Genomic DNA, 16700 nt, shown 5'->3' with positions numbered 1-16700 from the left:
AAATTAAATAAGAAGAACTTGTATTAAGACCTTAATATAAAGAAAAGGTTTAAACCTGTTTAATAATACGCTGCTTTTCTATTAGAATCTAGCTTAACAAAGATGAATAGTAAAATAGTGAAGCCCCAAAGACCAGAGCCACCATAACTAAAAAAAGGAAGAGGAATACCTACTGTTGGAAAAATACCAATCACCATCCCTATATTTACTAAAAAATGTATAAAAAATATACCTACAATACTATAACCGTACACTCGGCTAAATTGAGATTTTTGTCTTTCTGCTAAAAAAGTAAGTCTTATTAATAGAGCTACAAAAAGTAAAATCACTGCAGCACTCCCTGCAAAACCCCATTCTTCTCCAACAGTACTAAAAATATAATCTGTATGTTGTTCTGGCACAAAATTACCTTTGGTTTGGGTACCTTGTGTCCAGCCCTTACCTGTCCAGCCACCACTACCAATAGCTATTTCACTTTGATTAGTATTATAGCCAATACCTTTACTATCTACTTCTTTCCCTAATACAATATTGAAACGATCTCGATGACGCTGTTCAAACATATTATGAAAAATATAATTCACTGAGAATGAAAATAAAATGGCTATCGTAGAAACAATAAGATATCTACTATAATGTTTTTTCTTCTTTTTTCTATTGAATAATAGAATAATTAGAGCCAAAACAATAACTCCAATAGTTACCCAAACTGCACTAAAAAGTAGGGTACACACAAATAACACTACTAAAGATAAACCCACTAACAAGTAACCACCAGACAAACCTTCTCTATACAACGGAAAAAAGAAAGCCGCATAAACCAATGCACTCCCAGGATCTGGCTGTGGTACAATTATTAATGCAGGAAGAAATATAATTAAAAAAGCCCCTAATTGATGTTTAAAAGACTTCATGTTTGTTTGAATATCACTCAAGTATTTTGCTAAAGCTAATGCTGTAGCCGCCTTTGCAAACTCTGAGGGTTGCAAACTAAAACTCCCAAATGCATACCATGATGTTGCCCCAGAAATAGTTTTACCAAACACAAAAAGACCTATTAGAGACAGCAAAGAGACTAAATAAATTACACTAGCAAAACGCTCGTAAAATTTAGCTTCTATAGAAAGTATAAATATTATAAGCACTAAACTTAAGCCTATAAACATGGCTTGTCTACCATAGGCTTGTGATAAATCTAAAAAACCTTGAGAAGCTTCATTTAATGAAGCCGAATATATATTAACCCAGCCAAAAAATACTAATAATAGAAATAATAAAATTGTTAGCCAATCAAACCCTATACTTTTATTCATTTACTGATTAATTTTAAAAGGTTTTCCGCTATAAGGTTTTGCATATTCATCTTCTAAACTATGCGATAGTACCCAATTTTCTAAATCTGTTCTAGTTATCTTACCTTTTAAGTATTTTTCAATCATTAAACTTGCTATTTTACCACCATAACCAGAACCAAATCCGCCATTTTCTACAAAAACAGCAATCGCAATTTTAGGATCGTCTTTAGGTGCAAAAGCAATAAAAATAGAATGATCTGTTAGTTGCGTTCTTTCCCCATCTATTTTAGTATAGTTTTCTGCAGTACCCGTTTTTCCACAAATTTCTATTCCTGGAATATTAATATATTTTGCTGTACCATATTTATATACATCATGCATCCCTGCAATAATAGGTTCAAAATTTTCAGCATCAATTGTGGTTATATTTTTAGTGGTATATTTTGGATTTTTTAACGGGTCTTCGTCTATTTTTTTTAGAATATGCGGAGTGTAATACCAACCTCTGTTGGCAATGGCAGCTGTCATGTTTGCTAACTGTATCGGCGTAGTTGCAATTTCTCCTTGTCCAATTCCATTAGATAATGTATAACTAGCTTGCCAACGATCATCTGGATACCACTTATTGTAATATTCTGCATCAGGTATTCTACCAGGCTGCCCAACAGGAAGATCGTTACCTAAAAAATTACCTAAGCCAAAACTAGTTAAATGATCGTGCCAAGCATTCATTCCTGCTTGTGGCGTTTCATATTTCTCTATAATTCTGCGGTAAACTTTACCAAAATAAGCATTACAAGAATGCGCTATTGCAGGTTCCATGCTTAAAGGAGATGCATGTCCGTGACATTTCATTCTAGAAGAACGCCCATAAGAAAAACCGTGATGACACTCAATCCCTTCGGTAGTGCTTATTACATTCTCTTGCAATGCAATTAAAGCTGTCATGGTTTTAAATGGTGAACCTGGCGGGTACATTGCCTGTAAACTTCTATCGTAAAGTGGTCTTGCTATTGTATCGTACCAAAGTTTATTAAAATTTTTACTTCGTTTTCTTCCCACTAGTAAATCAGGATCATAACCAGGAGCGCTTACTAAGCTTAAAATCTCACCTGTTTTAGGTTCTATAGCTACAATTCCGCCCCATTTATGCTTCATTAATTTCTCTCCATAAGCTTGTAATTCTGCGTCTAAAGTAAGAGTGACGTCTTTACCTTTTACAGGTAAAGTATCATAAATACCGTCTTTGTAAGAGCCTATTTCTCTATTAAAATGATCTTTTTGAATATATTTTACCCCTTTGGTACCCCTTAGTAAATCTTCATATTGTTTTTCTACGCCTTGTCTTCCTATTAAATCTCCTGCTTGGTAATATATATTCTTTTTTATTTCTGCATCATTTGCTTCAGAAATATAACCTAAAACATTTGCTCCATAATCTATTTGGTAGTCTCTTGAAGACCTTTTTTGAATATAGAAACCTTCATATTTTCTTAGTTTTTCTTGAAAATAGGCGTATTCTTCTTTTGTTAACTGAGGTACAATAACAGAAGGTAATCTTGGTGAATAAATTTTAGCCTTATCTAGTTGTTTACCTAATTGTTCTATGCTAATATTTAATAATGTAGAAAGCTCTAAAGTATCAAATGGCTCTACCTCTCTTGGTATTGCCATCACATCATAAGAAGGTTGGTTAGAAACTAAAAGTTTTCCGTTTCTATCAAAAATGTATCCTCTTTGCGGATAATCATATTCAATTTTAATTGCATTTTTTTGAGATAATATAGCTAAAGAATCATCTACAATTTGAAGATAAAACAGACGACCTAGAAATACAAAGCCTGTTAAAACTATTAATATGAAAGGAAGTATTCTTCTCATTTTCTATTTTTTCTAAAAAGCACCATCAAGATTAATACCAATATTATTGTAAAAATACTAGAGAAAAGAGTGTCTTTAAGTATTTCAACGATATATGTAAAGTTAAAGTATGCTAATGAGAAAAGAACAAAATGATGTATAAATATTAATAAAGAAATATAAGTTAGCCTTTGAGTGATGGGAGTTTGATAAAATTTAATTGTTTGAAACTCATAACTTACCCCAAATGCAAACTTTAAAATATTTGGCCTAAAATATGCCGCTACAAGACAAGCAGCTGCATTTACCCCTCCACTATCTTGAAAAAAATCTATAGCCAGACCTATTAAAAAAGAATACAACAATACCCTCCATTGGCTTAGCGTAAATGGTAGCAATAAAATAAAGTAGACATATAAGTATGGATTGATAAACCCTAAAAAATCTATATTACTTAGTAGAAGTACTTGTAGCAATACAAGTAAAACAAACCGAATGATATCTGGACTTATTACCTTATTCATTTGGCACTAAAGATTTAATTTCTTCTAAATTCTGATTATTTATCACATACACATAGCCTATGTTGGTCATATCATTAAATAATCTCACATTAATTTTATAGTAGCTTTGGTTTTGATCTAATTCAAAATCGTTTACAATCCCTACAGGTATCCCTTTAGGAAAAATAAAAGATCTACCATCTGTAGTTATAGTATCTCCTTTTTTAATTGGTGCTAATCTTGGTACTTCTTCTAACTGAACTATATTTGGATTGTTACCGTTCCACACCAAACTACCAAAGTGATTCGTGTTTTTTAATTGAACACTAATAGCAGAATTACTATTTAAAATAGAGATTACTCTAGAAAATCCACTACTACTCTCTTCTACAATACCCACAATACCTCTACTTGTAACTACACCTAGATCACTGTACACACTATCGCTTTCTCCTTTATTTATTAAGATATAATTATCTATATTGGAGTATTGATTTCTTATCACTTTAGCTAAAGTAAATTTATACGGACTATCGTAACTAGAAGTATCTTGAAAAACAGTATCTAACTTTTTATCGTTTAGAGACTCCAATCTAGCTCGTAGCATTTTATTTTCTTCTACTAAACGTTGATTGTAGTTTTTCAGATGAAAGTATTCATCTATATCATTTTTTAAGCTATAAACTTCACCTGTAATAAAATTAGCAGAGGTAATAAATTTACTTTTATGATAAGTATGAGATTGAATTGTAAAAATTAGAGAAACAAAAAGTAATAGCAGAAACAATAAGGTATTCTTATATTTTATAAGAAAATTGACAATTTGCTGCATAAACTAACTTTCTACTACTTAATAAGTACACTTTTAAATTTAGAGATATTTTTTAAGGTAATACCAGTTCCACGAACTACCGCTCTTAAAGGGTCTTCTGCAATATAAACTGGTAATTCTGTTTTTTGAGACAGACGTTTATCTAAACCTCTAAGCATAGAACCACCACCTGCTAAGTAAACTCCTGTATTGTAAATATCTGCAGCTAATTCTGGAGGGGTTTGAGAAAGAGTTTCCATTACAGCATCTTCTATACGCAAAATAGACTTATCTAATGCTTTTGCTATTTCACGGTAAGAAATTTCTACTTGTTTAGGTTTACCTGTTAACAAATCTCTTCCTTGCACGCTCATATCTTCTGGCGGAACTTCAAGATCTTCTGTAGCTGCACCAATCTGAATTTTTATTTTTTCAGCAGTTCGTTCTCCAACATAAAGGTTGTGTTGGGTTCTCATGTAATATACAATATCATTTGTAAATACATCTCCTGCAATTTTTACAGATTTATCACACACAATACCACCTAATGCAATTACTGCAATTTCTGTAGTACCTCCACCTATGTCTACAATCATGTTTCCTTTAGGCTGCATGATATCTACACCAATACCTATTGCTGCTGCCATAGGTTCATGTATAAGATAAACTTCTTTACCATTTACACGCTCAGCACTTTCTTTTACTGCTCGCATTTCTACTTCTGTAATTCCTGACGGAATACAAATTACCATTCTTAAAGCTGGGGTAAAAATTTTACGTTTTAAAGCAGGTATTTCTTTAATAAATCTAGTAAGCATTTGCTCACTAGCATCAAAATCTGCAATTACCCCATCTTTAAGCGGTCTAATTGTTTTTATATTTTCATGGGTTTTACCTTGCATCATTGCTGCTTCTTTACCTGCAGCAATAATTTTACCAGTAACTCTGTCTCTTGCAACTATAGAAGGACTATCTACAACTACTTTATCGTTATGAATAACCAATGTATTGGCTGTCCCTAAATCAATTGCAATTTCTTCAGTTAAAAAATCAAAAAATCCCATAAATTATTTTGTAGCTTGTAAGGGTTGTCTGTAAAAGTATGAAAATTAATGCTTAAAATGACGTGTCCCTGTCATAACCATTGAAATATTATTTTTATTGCAATAATCTACACTTAATTGATCTTTAATTGACCCTCCTGGCTGAATTACAGATACAATCCCTGCTTTATCTGCTATTTCTACACAATCTGGAAAAGGAAAAAATGCATCACTTGCCATTACTGCTCCATTTAAATCAAAATTAAATGAATTTGCTTTATCTATACTTTGACGTAAAGCATCTACTCTAGAAGTTTGCCCTGTACCACTTGCGCAAAGTTGTTTGTTTTTTGCTAATACAATGGTATTAGATTTTGTATGCTTACATATTTTTGAAGCAAATAATAAATCTTCTACTTGCTGAGCAGAAGGTTTAGCATCTGTAACTTCTTTTAAATCTTCAGCTACATCTGTTTTCCCATCTTTATCTTCTACTAAAACTCCGTTTAAGCAAGTTCTTACTAGTTTTTCTGGTTGCTCTACTTCTTTTTGAACTAAAATAATTCTGTTTTTCTTTCCTTGTAAAATAGATAATGCTGTTTCTGTAAACGATGGCGCTATAACTACTTCACAAAACAACTGATGTATTTCTTCTGCAGTTGCTTCATCTATTTCTGAATTGCTAATTAAAACACCTCCAAAAGCAGAAACAGGATCTCCTGCCAAAGCATCTAAATACGCCTGTTTAACTGTATCACGCTGTGCTAAACCGCAAGCATTATTATGTTTTAAAATTGCAAACGTAGGCGCTTCTCCTTTAAACTCATTCATCAAGTTTACTGCAGCATCTACATCTAACAAATTATTATAAGAAAGTTCTTTACCGTGAAGCTGATTAAAAATAGCATCAAAATCACCAAAGAAATAACCTTCTTGATGCGGATTTTCTCCGTAACGTAACTTTTTACCTTCTGTTATACTAGCTTTATAAACAACTTCTTCATTATCTGCATTAAAATAATTAAATATAGCAGTATCATAATGAGACGACACATTAAATGCTTTTGCAGCAAAACGCTTTCTATCTTCTAGCGTAGTTTTACCTTCACCTTGAGATATTACATTTAAAAAATCTTCATAATCATTCATAGAAGAAACACAAAGTACATCTTTAAAGTTCTTAGCTGCCGCTCTAATTAAAGAAATACCTCCTATATCTATTTTCTCTATAATATCTTGCTCTGCAGCTCCAGAAGCAACTGTTTTTTCAAACGGATATAGATCTACAATTACGATATCTAACTGCGGAATTTCATATTCATTCATTTCTTTCACATCTCCCTCGTGGTCTTGACGATTTAAGATACCTCCAAAAACTTTTGGATGAAGAGTTTTTACTCTACCCCCTAAAATAGAAGGGTAAGAAGTTACATCTTCTACAGGAACTACGTTAATCCCCAAATCTTTGATAAATTTTTCTGTACCACCAGTAGAATAAAGTGTTACACCTAATGAATTTAGCTTTTTAACTATTGGCTCTAATCCGTCTTTATGAAATACTGAAATTAATGCTGATTTAGCAGTTTTAATATTGCTCATTTTGCTGTGTTGTTTAAAGTTGCAAAAGTAATATTTTCATATAAAAATTTACCCATAAATAGCTCATTTTTATTGAAAAAATGTAACAAACAAATAGACTAAACGTCTTACATTTATATTGCAGTATTAAATTTATGCCTTTGAGCTTATGCTAATTTACTTAAGAGTATTAAAAGAAAGTCTTTTGTTTGCAGTTAACGCATTAACTAACAACAAACTACGCACATTTTTATCTTTACTCGGAGTAACTATAGGTATCTTTTCTATAATTGCAATTTTAGCTGCGGTAGACTCTCTAGAAAAAGAAATAAAAGGAAGTTTAAGTTCTTTAGACACAAATACTATCATTATCATGCGTTTTTCTTTTGCGCCAACAGACATCCCCCAGTGGAAAAGAGAGCAATTTCCAGATGTTTCTTATGAAGAATTTCAGCACTTAAAAAAAACATTACCAAATACCACCGCTGCTACTTATAAACTAAATGTAGCTTCAGAGTCTATTAACTATGGAGGCAAGCAAGTAGAAAGTGTGGGGATAGCTGCTGTGACCAGCGATTATTATTTTATTGAAGCTCTACAATTAGAAGAAGGGCGTTTTTTTAACGAAGCAGAATCTAATAGCGGAGCTCCCGTAGTAGTTTTAGGAAACGAAGTAGCTGAAAATTTATTTGGAAACCCCAATAGCGCCGTAGGTCAACAAGTACGTTTATACGGAAGAAAATTTTCTGTAATAGGGGTTTTAGAGAAAGAAGGTACTAGTATGTTTGGCCCCTCTAAAGATGGCACTGCTTTTTTACCCGTTAATATTACTAGAAGAATTTATGGAGATAATAATAAAAGTACTTTCCCACAAATTATCTTAAAACCTGAAGCAGATGTAGATGACGCCGCCTATATTGCACAAACAGAACAAAACTTAAGACTATTTAGAGGACTAAAACCTGACCAAGTAAGTAATTTTTTTATTAATCAACTAAAAGGATTTACCGATTTTATAGATAACATTACAGGACAAATGAATTTATTTGGACTTATCATTAGCGGATTTTCTTTATTAGTTGGAGGTTTTGGTATTGCTAACATTATGTTTGTAAGTGTTAAAGAAAGAACTAACCTAATTGGAATTCAAAAATCACTTGGAGCCAAAAACAGATTTATTTTATTACAATTTTTATTTGAAGCTATAATTCTATCTATTATTGGAGGTTTAATAGGTATCTTTTTAGTTTGGCTTATAGCAATTATTGCATCTAACTTTACAGGAGATTTTGAGTTTGTACTATCATTTACCAATGTGATGATTGGAATTACCGTATCTGGAATGATTGGATTAATTTCTGGAATTATCCCTGCTGTTTCTGCATCAAAATTAGACCCTGTAGAAGCTATTAGAACCGGAATGTAAATAATTAAGGCAATCTACATCTGAATTTTACAAGTAAATTTCATCAATATTTTCTATTAAAACAGCTCCATCTCTCAAATAAATCAATTAACTTTTATTTAGATTTAATTTAAATAACTTGCGTACATCTTTACGGTTTAATACGTTTGCAAAAAAACATTATTTATATTAGGTCTAAATAAAAACTCATGAAGAAAATTTTATCCCTTTTAACATTTCAACTGCTAGCACTTGCCGCTTTAGCACAAACAGGAAATTTAACCGGTTCAATAAAAGATGCTAATGAAACTCCTATTTTAGGAGCTAACATCTCCATAAACAACACCTCATATGGTACACAAACAGATAGCAATGGCTATTTCAGCATAAATAATATAGAAGAAGGAAACTATATTTTAAAAATATCTTACATAGGATTTAAAACAAAAGAATTACCATTAACTATTACTAGTAACGAAACTTTAAAACTAGAAAACCTTGTTCTTTACGAAGGGAATGAGATTTTAAATGAAATAGTAATTGAAGGAGAAAGACGTAATAAGTTTTCTAGAAAACAAACTGCTTACGTATCTAAACTACCATTAAAAGACCTTGAGAACACACAGGTTTATAGTACAGTGACAAATGAAATATTAGAATCTCAGATTGTTACAAACTTTGATGATGCATTAAAAAACGCAACTGGTGTAGAGCAATTATGGACATCTACGGGTCGTGGTGGCGATGGTGCAGGTTATTATTCTCTTAGAGGTTTTTCTGTACAACCACAATTAGTAAATGGGTTACCAGGTTTAACAAACGGAACCATAAACCCTGCAAATATTGAGCGTATTGAAGTTTTAAAAGGGCCATCTGCCACCTTATTTGGAAACGCAGTGAGTTCTTACGGCGGACTAATTAATGTAGTAACCAAAAAACCATATATAGGTACTGGCGGGCAATTATCTTACACAACAGGATCTTATGGTTTCAATCAAATTGTTGGAGATTTTAACACAGCACTTAGCAAAGAAGACAATCTATATTTTAGACTTAATACAGCTTACACCAACCAACAAAGTTTTCAAGATGCAGGTTTTAGCAAATCATTTTTTGTAGCTCCATCTTTATCTTACAAAGTAAACAATAGACTATCTTTTTCTTTTTACGGAGAAATTACACAAGCAGAGCAAACAAATCCAGTATTTCTTTTCTTAAACAGAAACGCACCAAGTGACGCTAGTAATTTAGAAGAATTAGGCTACAACAATAAGTTATCATTTACTAGCAATGACATAACTTTAGAAAACCCTACTCAAAATTACAGAGTAGAAATGGATTACAAATTATCAGATTCTTGGAAATCACAAACCTTAGTTTCTAGAAGCAACACCTCTACCAAAGGGTATTACACTTATTTATATGACTACGGAATATTAGGAAACAACACGTTTTCAAGATATATAAATAAACAAAATGCAAATACCCAAACTACAGATATACAACAAAATTTTATTGGTGATTTTAAAATAGCTAACTTAAGAAACAGAATGGTTATTGGTTTAGACTATTTTAATGAAACACAAACAGATAACAGTACAGGCTACGCATTTTACGGTAACGTACAAGTAGACGGAACCTCTAACGGAGACAATCCATTTACAGCAGATGTAGAAGAAGATATTTACCCATTATCAACATCTGCTTTAGATGCTGCACTTGCCTCTCAAGGAGTAAGCAACATTAAATCTAAATATAATATCTACAGCATGTATGTATCAGATGTTTTAGATATTACAAATAACTTATCTGCTATGGTAGGATTAAGGCTAGATCATTTTGATACTGAAGGAGATGTTTCAGATTCTAGTGACGATTATGACCAAACTACACTTTCTCCTAAATTTGGTGTTGTATACCAACCTATTAAAGACAAATTATCTGTATTTGGTAATTACCAAAATAGTTTTACTAATGTGGCTCCTCAGTTAGTAGGTGATCCAGAGGCTGGCCCACAAACATTAGAAACTTATAATCCAGAACAAGCTAACCAAATAGAGTTTGGTGTAAAAACAAATCTATTCAATAATAGACTAAATGCAACAATTAGTTATTATGACATTAAAGTAACAGATAGATTAATCACAGATCCGTCTTCAATTTTTAATAAAATTCAAGGAGGAGAAGTTACCAGTAAAGGTTTTGAAGTTGAAATTAATGCAAACCCAATAAAAGGATTAAATATTAGAGCAGGCTTTAGCAATAATGATAGCGAAACCACAAAATCTGACAACACTGAAATTTTAAATAAAAGACCACTAGAAGCAGGACCAGAAACCTTATACAATTTCTGGGCAAATTATGAGTTTCAAGAAGGTAGCTTATCTGGTTTTGGAGTTGGTTTAGGGTTTAATGGGGCTAGTGAACGTTTTGCTATTAACTATGCTTCTACAGGAGATTTTATTTTACCAAGCTACACAATAGCTAACGCCTCTATATTTTATACTGCCAATAAATACAGAATTGGCTTAAAAGTTAATAACGCATTTAATAAAGAATATTACAAAGGGTGGACAACTATAACTCCACAAACACCAAGATCTGTTTTGGCCAACATTTCGTATAATTTTTAATTAAACATAAATAACGAGCAACTTTTTATTAAGTTGCTCATTATTTAAATTATCAACAATGACATTCAAAAAATTCACTTTTCAACTACATAAAATTTTAGGACTTGCTACAGGCATCGTTGTATTTATTGTAGCCATAACAGGTTGTTGTTGGGCATTTAAAGAAGAAATTGAAAGTTTATATAACGATTACAAAAAAGTAACTCCACAAGATCAACCAATTTTAACCCCAAATAAAGCAAGAGAGCTTGCAGAAGCTCATTTCCCTAACAATACCGTTCACGGTACTATTTTCAAAAAAGCAGATGATGCTATTGAGGTAATTTTTTACGATGCAGAGCCTGAGTTTTACCAAAGTGTATTTCTTAATCCATACTCGGGAGAAATTATTCAAGTAGACAATCACCTAACTGGTTTTTTTGCATTTGTACTAAAAGGACATATGAGACTTTGGCTACCTAAAGAGATTGGAGAACAAGTTGTAGGAGTTTCTGTTTTATTATTTATACTTATTATAATTTCAGGTTTTATTTTATGGTTACCTAAAAAACGTAAAAACCTAAAACAGCGCCTAAAGTTTGATTGGAAAAAAACAACCCGTTGGAAAAGAAAAAACTTTGACTTACACACAGTAGTAGGCTTCTATATTTGCTCATTTGCCTTAATATTAGCTTTTACAGGCTCTATGATATCTTATAATTGGCTAAAATATGTAGTGTATAAATCTACAGGAGGAGAAAAGGAAGCACGATTTATAATACCAGAAAATAAAGGAGAAGCTACCACAAAAGACGTAGTCCCGATGGATTTTTTAATAGTAAAACTTTTAGAAGAATCTCCAGAGGCAGAAAGTTATGAATTACATTATCCTAAAACAAAAGAAGAAAGTATTTATGTAGAAGTCTCTAATAGTGAAGGACTTTTTTATAATTCAGACTTTAGGTTTTTTGATCAAAACACTCTAGAAGAGTTAGAAACTTCAAGCATATATGGTAAATACAAAAACGCAAAAATTGCCGATAAAATACAAAGAATGAATTACGATATTCACATTGGTGCTATTGGTGGCATTGCAGGAAAGATAATTGCTTTTATAATTAGCCTATTAACAGCTACACTTCCCGTAACAGGTATTTTATTATGGTACGGAAGAAACTACAAAAAGAAAAAGCAGCATTAAAATTCTATATTTCACAAGCTTAAATACTATTTAGGCTACCAAAAAAACTCTTTACAAGCATCTGTAAAGAGTTTTTTAATTATAAGACAGATTATTATTCTATCGATTTAAAAATTTAACAATTGTAAATTTATAGTTCAAAATCTCCTAAAATCCCCTTTGAAATATCACGTTATTAAACCAAACCCACATTTTTCACATATTATCAATACCATAACTTTAGAGGTTAAAAATTAAGTAAATGTTATTTTTTTGCTAAAAAAATTTTGTGATTACTAAAATGAAACATATATTTGGTTAACCAATCTGGTCAACCAATTTGACGAAAACGATTGAAATATGATTGAAAAACTACTAAAACAAAATCTAAATAGTGTAGACTCATCTTCTGATGAGCAAGTGATTATTATGAAAATCAAAGATTTAATCACTTCTAAACAATTAGAACCAGGAGATAAATTACCTTCTGAAAGAACACTATCTGATAAATTAGGTTTTAGTAGAAGTCAAATTAGATCTGCCATACAAAAATTAGAATTTTATGGTCTTGTAAAAAAATTACCACAAAGCGGCACAGTAGTTTCTAACATAGGGATTACCGCTTTAAACGGAATGATGCAAGATATTTTAAAATTGCAGCAACCAGATTTTAAATCACTAGTAGAAACAAGAATTTTACTAGAAAAAAACATGGTTAAGCTAGCCGCAGAAAGAAGAAGTGAAGAAAGTCTACAAGAACTTAGAGACACGCTAGCCAATTTAAACGATAAAATTTTACGTGGTGAAAATGCTATTGAAGAAGATTTAATGTTTCACCTTAAAATTGCAGAATCAAGTGGCAACAGTGTTATACACTCATTAATGTTAATCATCGTTCCAGAAATCATACTTTATTTTACACAAAACAAAGTATGTTCAGACGTTAAAGGGCAAACACTAATAGATCAACATATTGCTATTTATGAAGCTATAAAAGATCAAAATCCAGAAAAAGCAGAAGAAGCATTAGAGATTCACCTTAGTGATATTTCAAAATATTGTTATGAAAATTAATTAAAAAAACAAAGGATGAGCTGCAACTCACCCTTTATAAATTCGATAATAAAAACAAATTAAGTGGTCTCACTCAATTGTTATACAAAGTTATGAAAAAACTTTAATTCGCTAAAGTTGACACTCATAATCAAGCATACAATTGAATTGAAAAATGGCCACATTTAAACTAACCATTGTTCAATTAAACGATTATGAAATTAAAATTTTTATATGTTTTATTATTTATAAGTTCATTTTATGGCTTTTCTCAGAATAGCTTTGAACTTAGCGGGGTTGTAGTTTCTGCAAAAGATGGTATTCCAATTATTGGAGCCAACATTGTAATTGCAGAAGAAAACAGAGGTACTACTACAGATTTTGACGGAAACTTCAGTTTAACTGTAAGCGAAAACGATGTAGTAACTATATCGTATGTAGGTTTTAAAACACAAACCTTTATTGTATCTGGACCAGAAAGCATAGAAGTCTCTCTAGAAGAAGATGCAAGTACATTAGATGAAGTTGTTGTAGTTGCCTATGGTACACAAAAGAAATCTAGCGTAACAGGATCTGTTGCTAGGTTAGAAAATGAAAATTTAGACGAACTACCTTACAGTACTGTAGATCAAGCATTAAAAGGTAAATTAGCTGGGGTTAGCATACAAAACGTAAGCTCAGAAGTGGGTACATCACCACAAATCTCTATTAGAGGTTTAACTTCTATTAGTGCAAACAGCTCTCCTTTAGTAGTTGTAGATGGCTTCCCTATTGCAGATGGGTTAGAATTTATAAACCCAAGTTCAATTAAATCTGTAGAAGTATTAAAAGATGCTAGTTCTACAGCTTTATACGGTTCACGTGGTGCTAACGGTGTAATATTAGTAACTACTAAAAACGGTAGTACTACCCCTAAATATTCCTTTAAAACATTTACAGGATTTAAAAGTCCATACAAAGAATTAGATGTATTAGATGCTTTTGAATATACAGACTTGTTATTAAATCAACGCCAGTTAGTAGAAGATTATGAAGCTGCTCAAAATGGTACAACTCCACAAACTTTAGATTATTCAGATCGTGAAAGAGCTCAACGTATAGTTGCAGCAGGTTCTGGAGGTGCAGATTGGACTGAAGAAGCTCAACGCTCTACTCCTACTATTAAAAATTACCAATTTGATGTATCTGGTGGTAATAAGCAAACTAAATACTACATCTCTACACAGTGGATTGAAGATGAAGGGATTTTAAAAGATAATTACAACAACCGTTTAAACTTAAGTGGTAGACTTTCTACTAAATTAAGTGAAGATTTAGAAATTGGTTTTAATTTTAGACCTTCTTTTAATAGAACAAGAAGATCTACTGTTAGATTTTCAGACTATGCAAGATCTCATCAATGGTTACCAGTACGTCACAATGAATTTACTTCAGAATTAACAGGGCAAGCTGTTGGTTCTTATGCACACGCTAGACATTTTAACAATACAACGTATAACTATCAAGATCTAGACGGTCAAGACCAAACTTTTACAATTAGTTCTTTATGGGGTACTAGTAACAACAACCCAATTGCTAGAATGGAAAATGAGGCTAGAACGCAATATGACTACAGAATGGTTGCTGATGGTTTTACCAAATGGAAAATTACAGACGACCTTTCATATAGAGGTACAATTGGAGCATATTACAGACAAAGAGATTATGAAATTTTCAGAAACTCTTTAGCAGATAGAACAGGGCAAGCATACGGTTTAAATGAGTCTAGTTTAAGAACAAGAGTAATATCTGAGCATACCTTAAACTACGATTACAGAATTAAAGATCACGATATTGACGCATTAATTGGTAGTACTTACGAGTATACAGGTATAAAAGAAGCAAATATTGCTGGTAATCAATTTCCAACAGATTTGATTGAGACACTAAATGCTGCAACTGTTATAGATGCAGGAGACACTTATACTTACAAAGAAGAAATATCTTTAGTATCATTTTTAGCAAGAGTAAATTATGAATATGATGGGAAGTATTTAGCCTCTGTAGCAGCTCGTTATGATGGTTCTTCTTTATTTGGACCAGAAAACAAATATGGTTTTTTCCCTTCTGCATCTGTAGGATGGAATGTACACAAAGAAAATTTCTGGAAAAATAACATTGGTTTTGTAAATCAATTTAAAATTAGATCAAGCTTTGGTATTACAGGTAATAACAACATTGAAAACTATGCTTTTACCAATCTATTATACCCTAGTAACTATAGTTTAGGTGAAAACGGAGGTGCTGTTGCTTCTGGTTTAGGAGAAACAGGTGCAACTTTAGGAAACAGTGCTATTAGCTGGGAGCAAACTTACCAATATGACACTGGTATAGAGTTAAGTTTCTTTGATAACAAATTATCTCTTATTGGTGATTATTACTACTCTGTTACAGACCAACTTTTACTACAACAAAATGTTTCATACATAACAGGTCACGATAACTATTGGAATAATATTGGAAAAATTCAAAATCAAGGTATAGAACTTGTATTAGCAGCTAGCTTAGGTAATGATAATTTCTCTTGGGATGGTAATATAAATTTCTCAACAAACCAAAATAAGCTTATATCACTAGGTGGTGAAGAGCAATTTATTAATCAAGGTGAAAGAAGCGAGCAATATATTTCTAAAGTTGGAGAAGAAGCTATTCAATTTTACGGATACAAAATGGCTGGTATTTGGCAAAACCAAGATCAAATAGACAATTTACCTAGCTCTTCTGATGATGCTGTAGGAGGTATTAGAGTAGAAGATATAAATGGTGACGGAATAATAGATTCTGAAGATAGAACAACACTAGGAAGCCCTTTTCCAGATTTCACCTGGGGATTTAGCAACACTTTTAAGTACAAAGGTTTTGATCTTTATTTCCTTTTACAAGGATCTCACGGAGCTGAAGTATTTTATGGAGATGGTTACTACACAGAAACTAGATACTTACAAAGAGATTTTGTAGACGGGTGGTGGTTTAATGAAAACTTTGCTGCTACAAAACCTAGAGAAAAATTAGGAAGAGATTGGGTACTTACAGATTACCTAATACAAGACGCATCATACATTTCACTTAGAGAAGTAATTATAGGTTACAGTATACCAAGTAAATGGTTAGAAAAAACAAAACTAGATAAAGTTAGAGTTTTTGCTTCAGGTCAAAATGTGCTTTACTTAATGTCTGATGACTATTACGGGCTTAATCCTGAAGCCTTAAGCACTTCTAGTGAATATAGCTCTCCTTTAATATCAGGTTACCAAAGAGGAGCTTACCCTATTCAGCAGCAATTTTCAGTAGGTGTAGATATTAATTTCTAAAAAAACAATG

Annotated in this window: 11 protein-coding genes; 5 read left to right on the top strand and 6 right to left on the bottom strand. The window is 31.9% G+C overall.

Going from position 1 to position 16700, the window contains the following annotated elements; all coding sequences use genetic code 11:
• Positions 1-59: 59 nt before the first annotated feature.
• Genes rodA through purH form a run of 6 tightly spaced genes read right to left on the bottom strand, consistent with a single transcriptional unit; the run spans position 60 to position 7111 of the window.
• Entirely contained in the window at positions 60-1313 is a 1254-nt protein-coding gene (rodA, locus tag BUC03_RS13305) for a rod shape-determining protein RodA (protein ID WP_073153052.1), read from the bottom strand.
• The gene (gene mrdA / locus BUC03_RS13300) at positions 1314-3176 is read right to left on the bottom strand and encodes a penicillin-binding protein 2 (protein WP_073153049.1); all 1863 of its coding nucleotides are present in this window, start codon (positions 3174-3176) and stop codon (positions 1314-1316) included.
• Positions 3173-3679 carry a rod shape-determining protein MreD gene (locus BUC03_RS13295; RefSeq protein WP_073153046.1) on the bottom strand — a complete coding sequence of 169 codons (507 nt, stop codon included), beginning with the start codon at positions 3677-3679 and terminating at the stop codon, positions 3173-3175. Before BUC03_RS13295 ends, mrdA begins: the two co-directional genes overlap by 4 nt.
• A complete protein-coding gene (gene mreC / locus BUC03_RS13290; protein ID WP_073153043.1) occupies positions 3672-4490 on the bottom strand; it encodes a rod shape-determining protein MreC in 819 nt (272 codons plus the stop codon). Before mreC ends, BUC03_RS13295 begins: the two co-directional genes overlap by 8 nt.
• Positions 4491-4504: 14 nt before the next feature.
• The gene (locus BUC03_RS13285; protein ID WP_073153041.1) at positions 4505-5533 is read right to left on the bottom strand and encodes a rod shape-determining protein; all 1029 of its coding nucleotides are present in this window, start codon (positions 5531-5533) and stop codon (positions 4505-4507) included.
• A gap of 45 nt (positions 5534-5578) precedes the next feature.
• Complete coding sequence (purH, locus tag BUC03_RS13280) at positions 5579-7111, bottom strand: bifunctional phosphoribosylaminoimidazolecarboxamide formyltransferase/IMP cyclohydrolase (protein ID WP_073153038.1); 1533 nt, start codon at positions 7109-7111, stop codon at positions 5579-5581.
• A gap of 148 nt (positions 7112-7259) precedes the next feature.
• On the opposite strand from purH, the gene BUC03_RS13275 reads away from it, so the two are divergent.
• From BUC03_RS13275 to BUC03_RS13255, 5 genes are all read left to right on the top strand, one after another.
• A complete protein-coding gene (locus BUC03_RS13275; protein ID WP_073153035.1) occupies positions 7260-8516 on the top strand; it encodes an ABC transporter permease in 1257 nt (418 codons plus the stop codon).
• A gap of 188 nt (positions 8517-8704) precedes the next feature.
• Positions 8705-11128, top strand: a complete 2424-nt coding sequence (locus BUC03_RS13270) for a TonB-dependent receptor (RefSeq protein WP_073153033.1) — start codon at positions 8705-8707, stop codon at positions 11126-11128.
• A gap of 58 nt (positions 11129-11186) precedes the next feature.
• Complete coding sequence (locus BUC03_RS13265; protein ID WP_073153030.1) at positions 11187-12308, top strand: PepSY-associated TM helix domain-containing protein; 1122 nt, start codon at positions 11187-11189, stop codon at positions 12306-12308.
• Between the two features lie 339 nt (positions 12309-12647).
• The gene (locus BUC03_RS13260; RefSeq protein WP_073153027.1) at positions 12648-13361 is read left to right on the top strand and encodes a FadR/GntR family transcriptional regulator; all 714 of its coding nucleotides are present in this window, start codon (positions 12648-12650) and stop codon (positions 13359-13361) included.
• 194 nt (positions 13362-13555) lie between these two features.
• Positions 13556-16690 carry a SusC/RagA family TonB-linked outer membrane protein gene (locus BUC03_RS13255; RefSeq protein WP_073153024.1) on the top strand — a complete coding sequence of 1045 codons (3135 nt, stop codon included), beginning with the start codon at positions 13556-13558 and terminating at the stop codon, positions 16688-16690.
• The last annotated feature ends 10 nt before the right edge of the window (positions 16691-16700 follow it).

Origin of the sequence: Mesonia phycicola (assembly GCF_900141885.1) — a bacterium.
Classification (GTDB): domain Bacteria; phylum Bacteroidota; class Bacteroidia; order Flavobacteriales; family Flavobacteriaceae; genus Mesonia; species Mesonia phycicola.
This window is presented reverse-complemented; position numbering and strand designations above follow the sequence as displayed.

Bases quoted from the DNA above. Each gene is read 5' to 3' on its own strand.
- BUC03_RS13275 (WP_073153035.1), top strand. From the start codon at position 7,260: ATGCTAATTTACTTAAGAGTATTAAAAGAAAGTCTTTTGTTTGCAGTT.
- rodA (WP_073153052.1), bottom strand. From the start codon at position 1,313: ATGAATAAAAGTATAGGGTTTGATTGGCTAACAATTTTATTATTTCTA.
- BUC03_RS13285 (WP_073153041.1), bottom strand. From the start codon at position 5,533: ATGGGATTTTTTGATTTTTTAACTGAAGAAATTGCAATTGATTTAGGG.
- BUC03_RS13270 (WP_073153033.1), top strand. From the start codon at position 8,705: ATGAAGAAAATTTTATCCCTTTTAACATTTCAACTGCTAGCACTTGCC.
- BUC03_RS13295 (WP_073153046.1), bottom strand. From the start codon at position 3,679: ATGAATAAGGTAATAAGTCCAGATATCATTCGGTTTGTTTTACTTGTA.
- mreC (WP_073153043.1), bottom strand. From the start codon at position 4,490: ATGCAGCAAATTGTCAATTTTCTTATAAAATATAAGAATACCTTATTG.
- BUC03_RS13265 (WP_073153030.1), top strand. From the start codon at position 11,187: ATGACATTCAAAAAATTCACTTTTCAACTACATAAAATTTTAGGACTT.
- mrdA (WP_073153049.1), bottom strand. From the start codon at position 3,176: ATGAGAAGAATACTTCCTTTCATATTAATAGTTTTAACAGGCTTTGTA.
- purH (WP_073153038.1), bottom strand. From the start codon at position 7,111: ATGAGCAATATTAAAACTGCTAAATCAGCATTAATTTCAGTATTTCAT.
- BUC03_RS13255 (WP_073153024.1), top strand. From the start codon at position 13,556: ATGAAATTAAAATTTTTATATGTTTTATTATTTATAAGTTCATTTTAT.
- BUC03_RS13260 (WP_073153027.1), top strand. From the start codon at position 12,648: ATGATTGAAAAACTACTAAAACAAAATCTAAATAGTGTAGACTCATCT.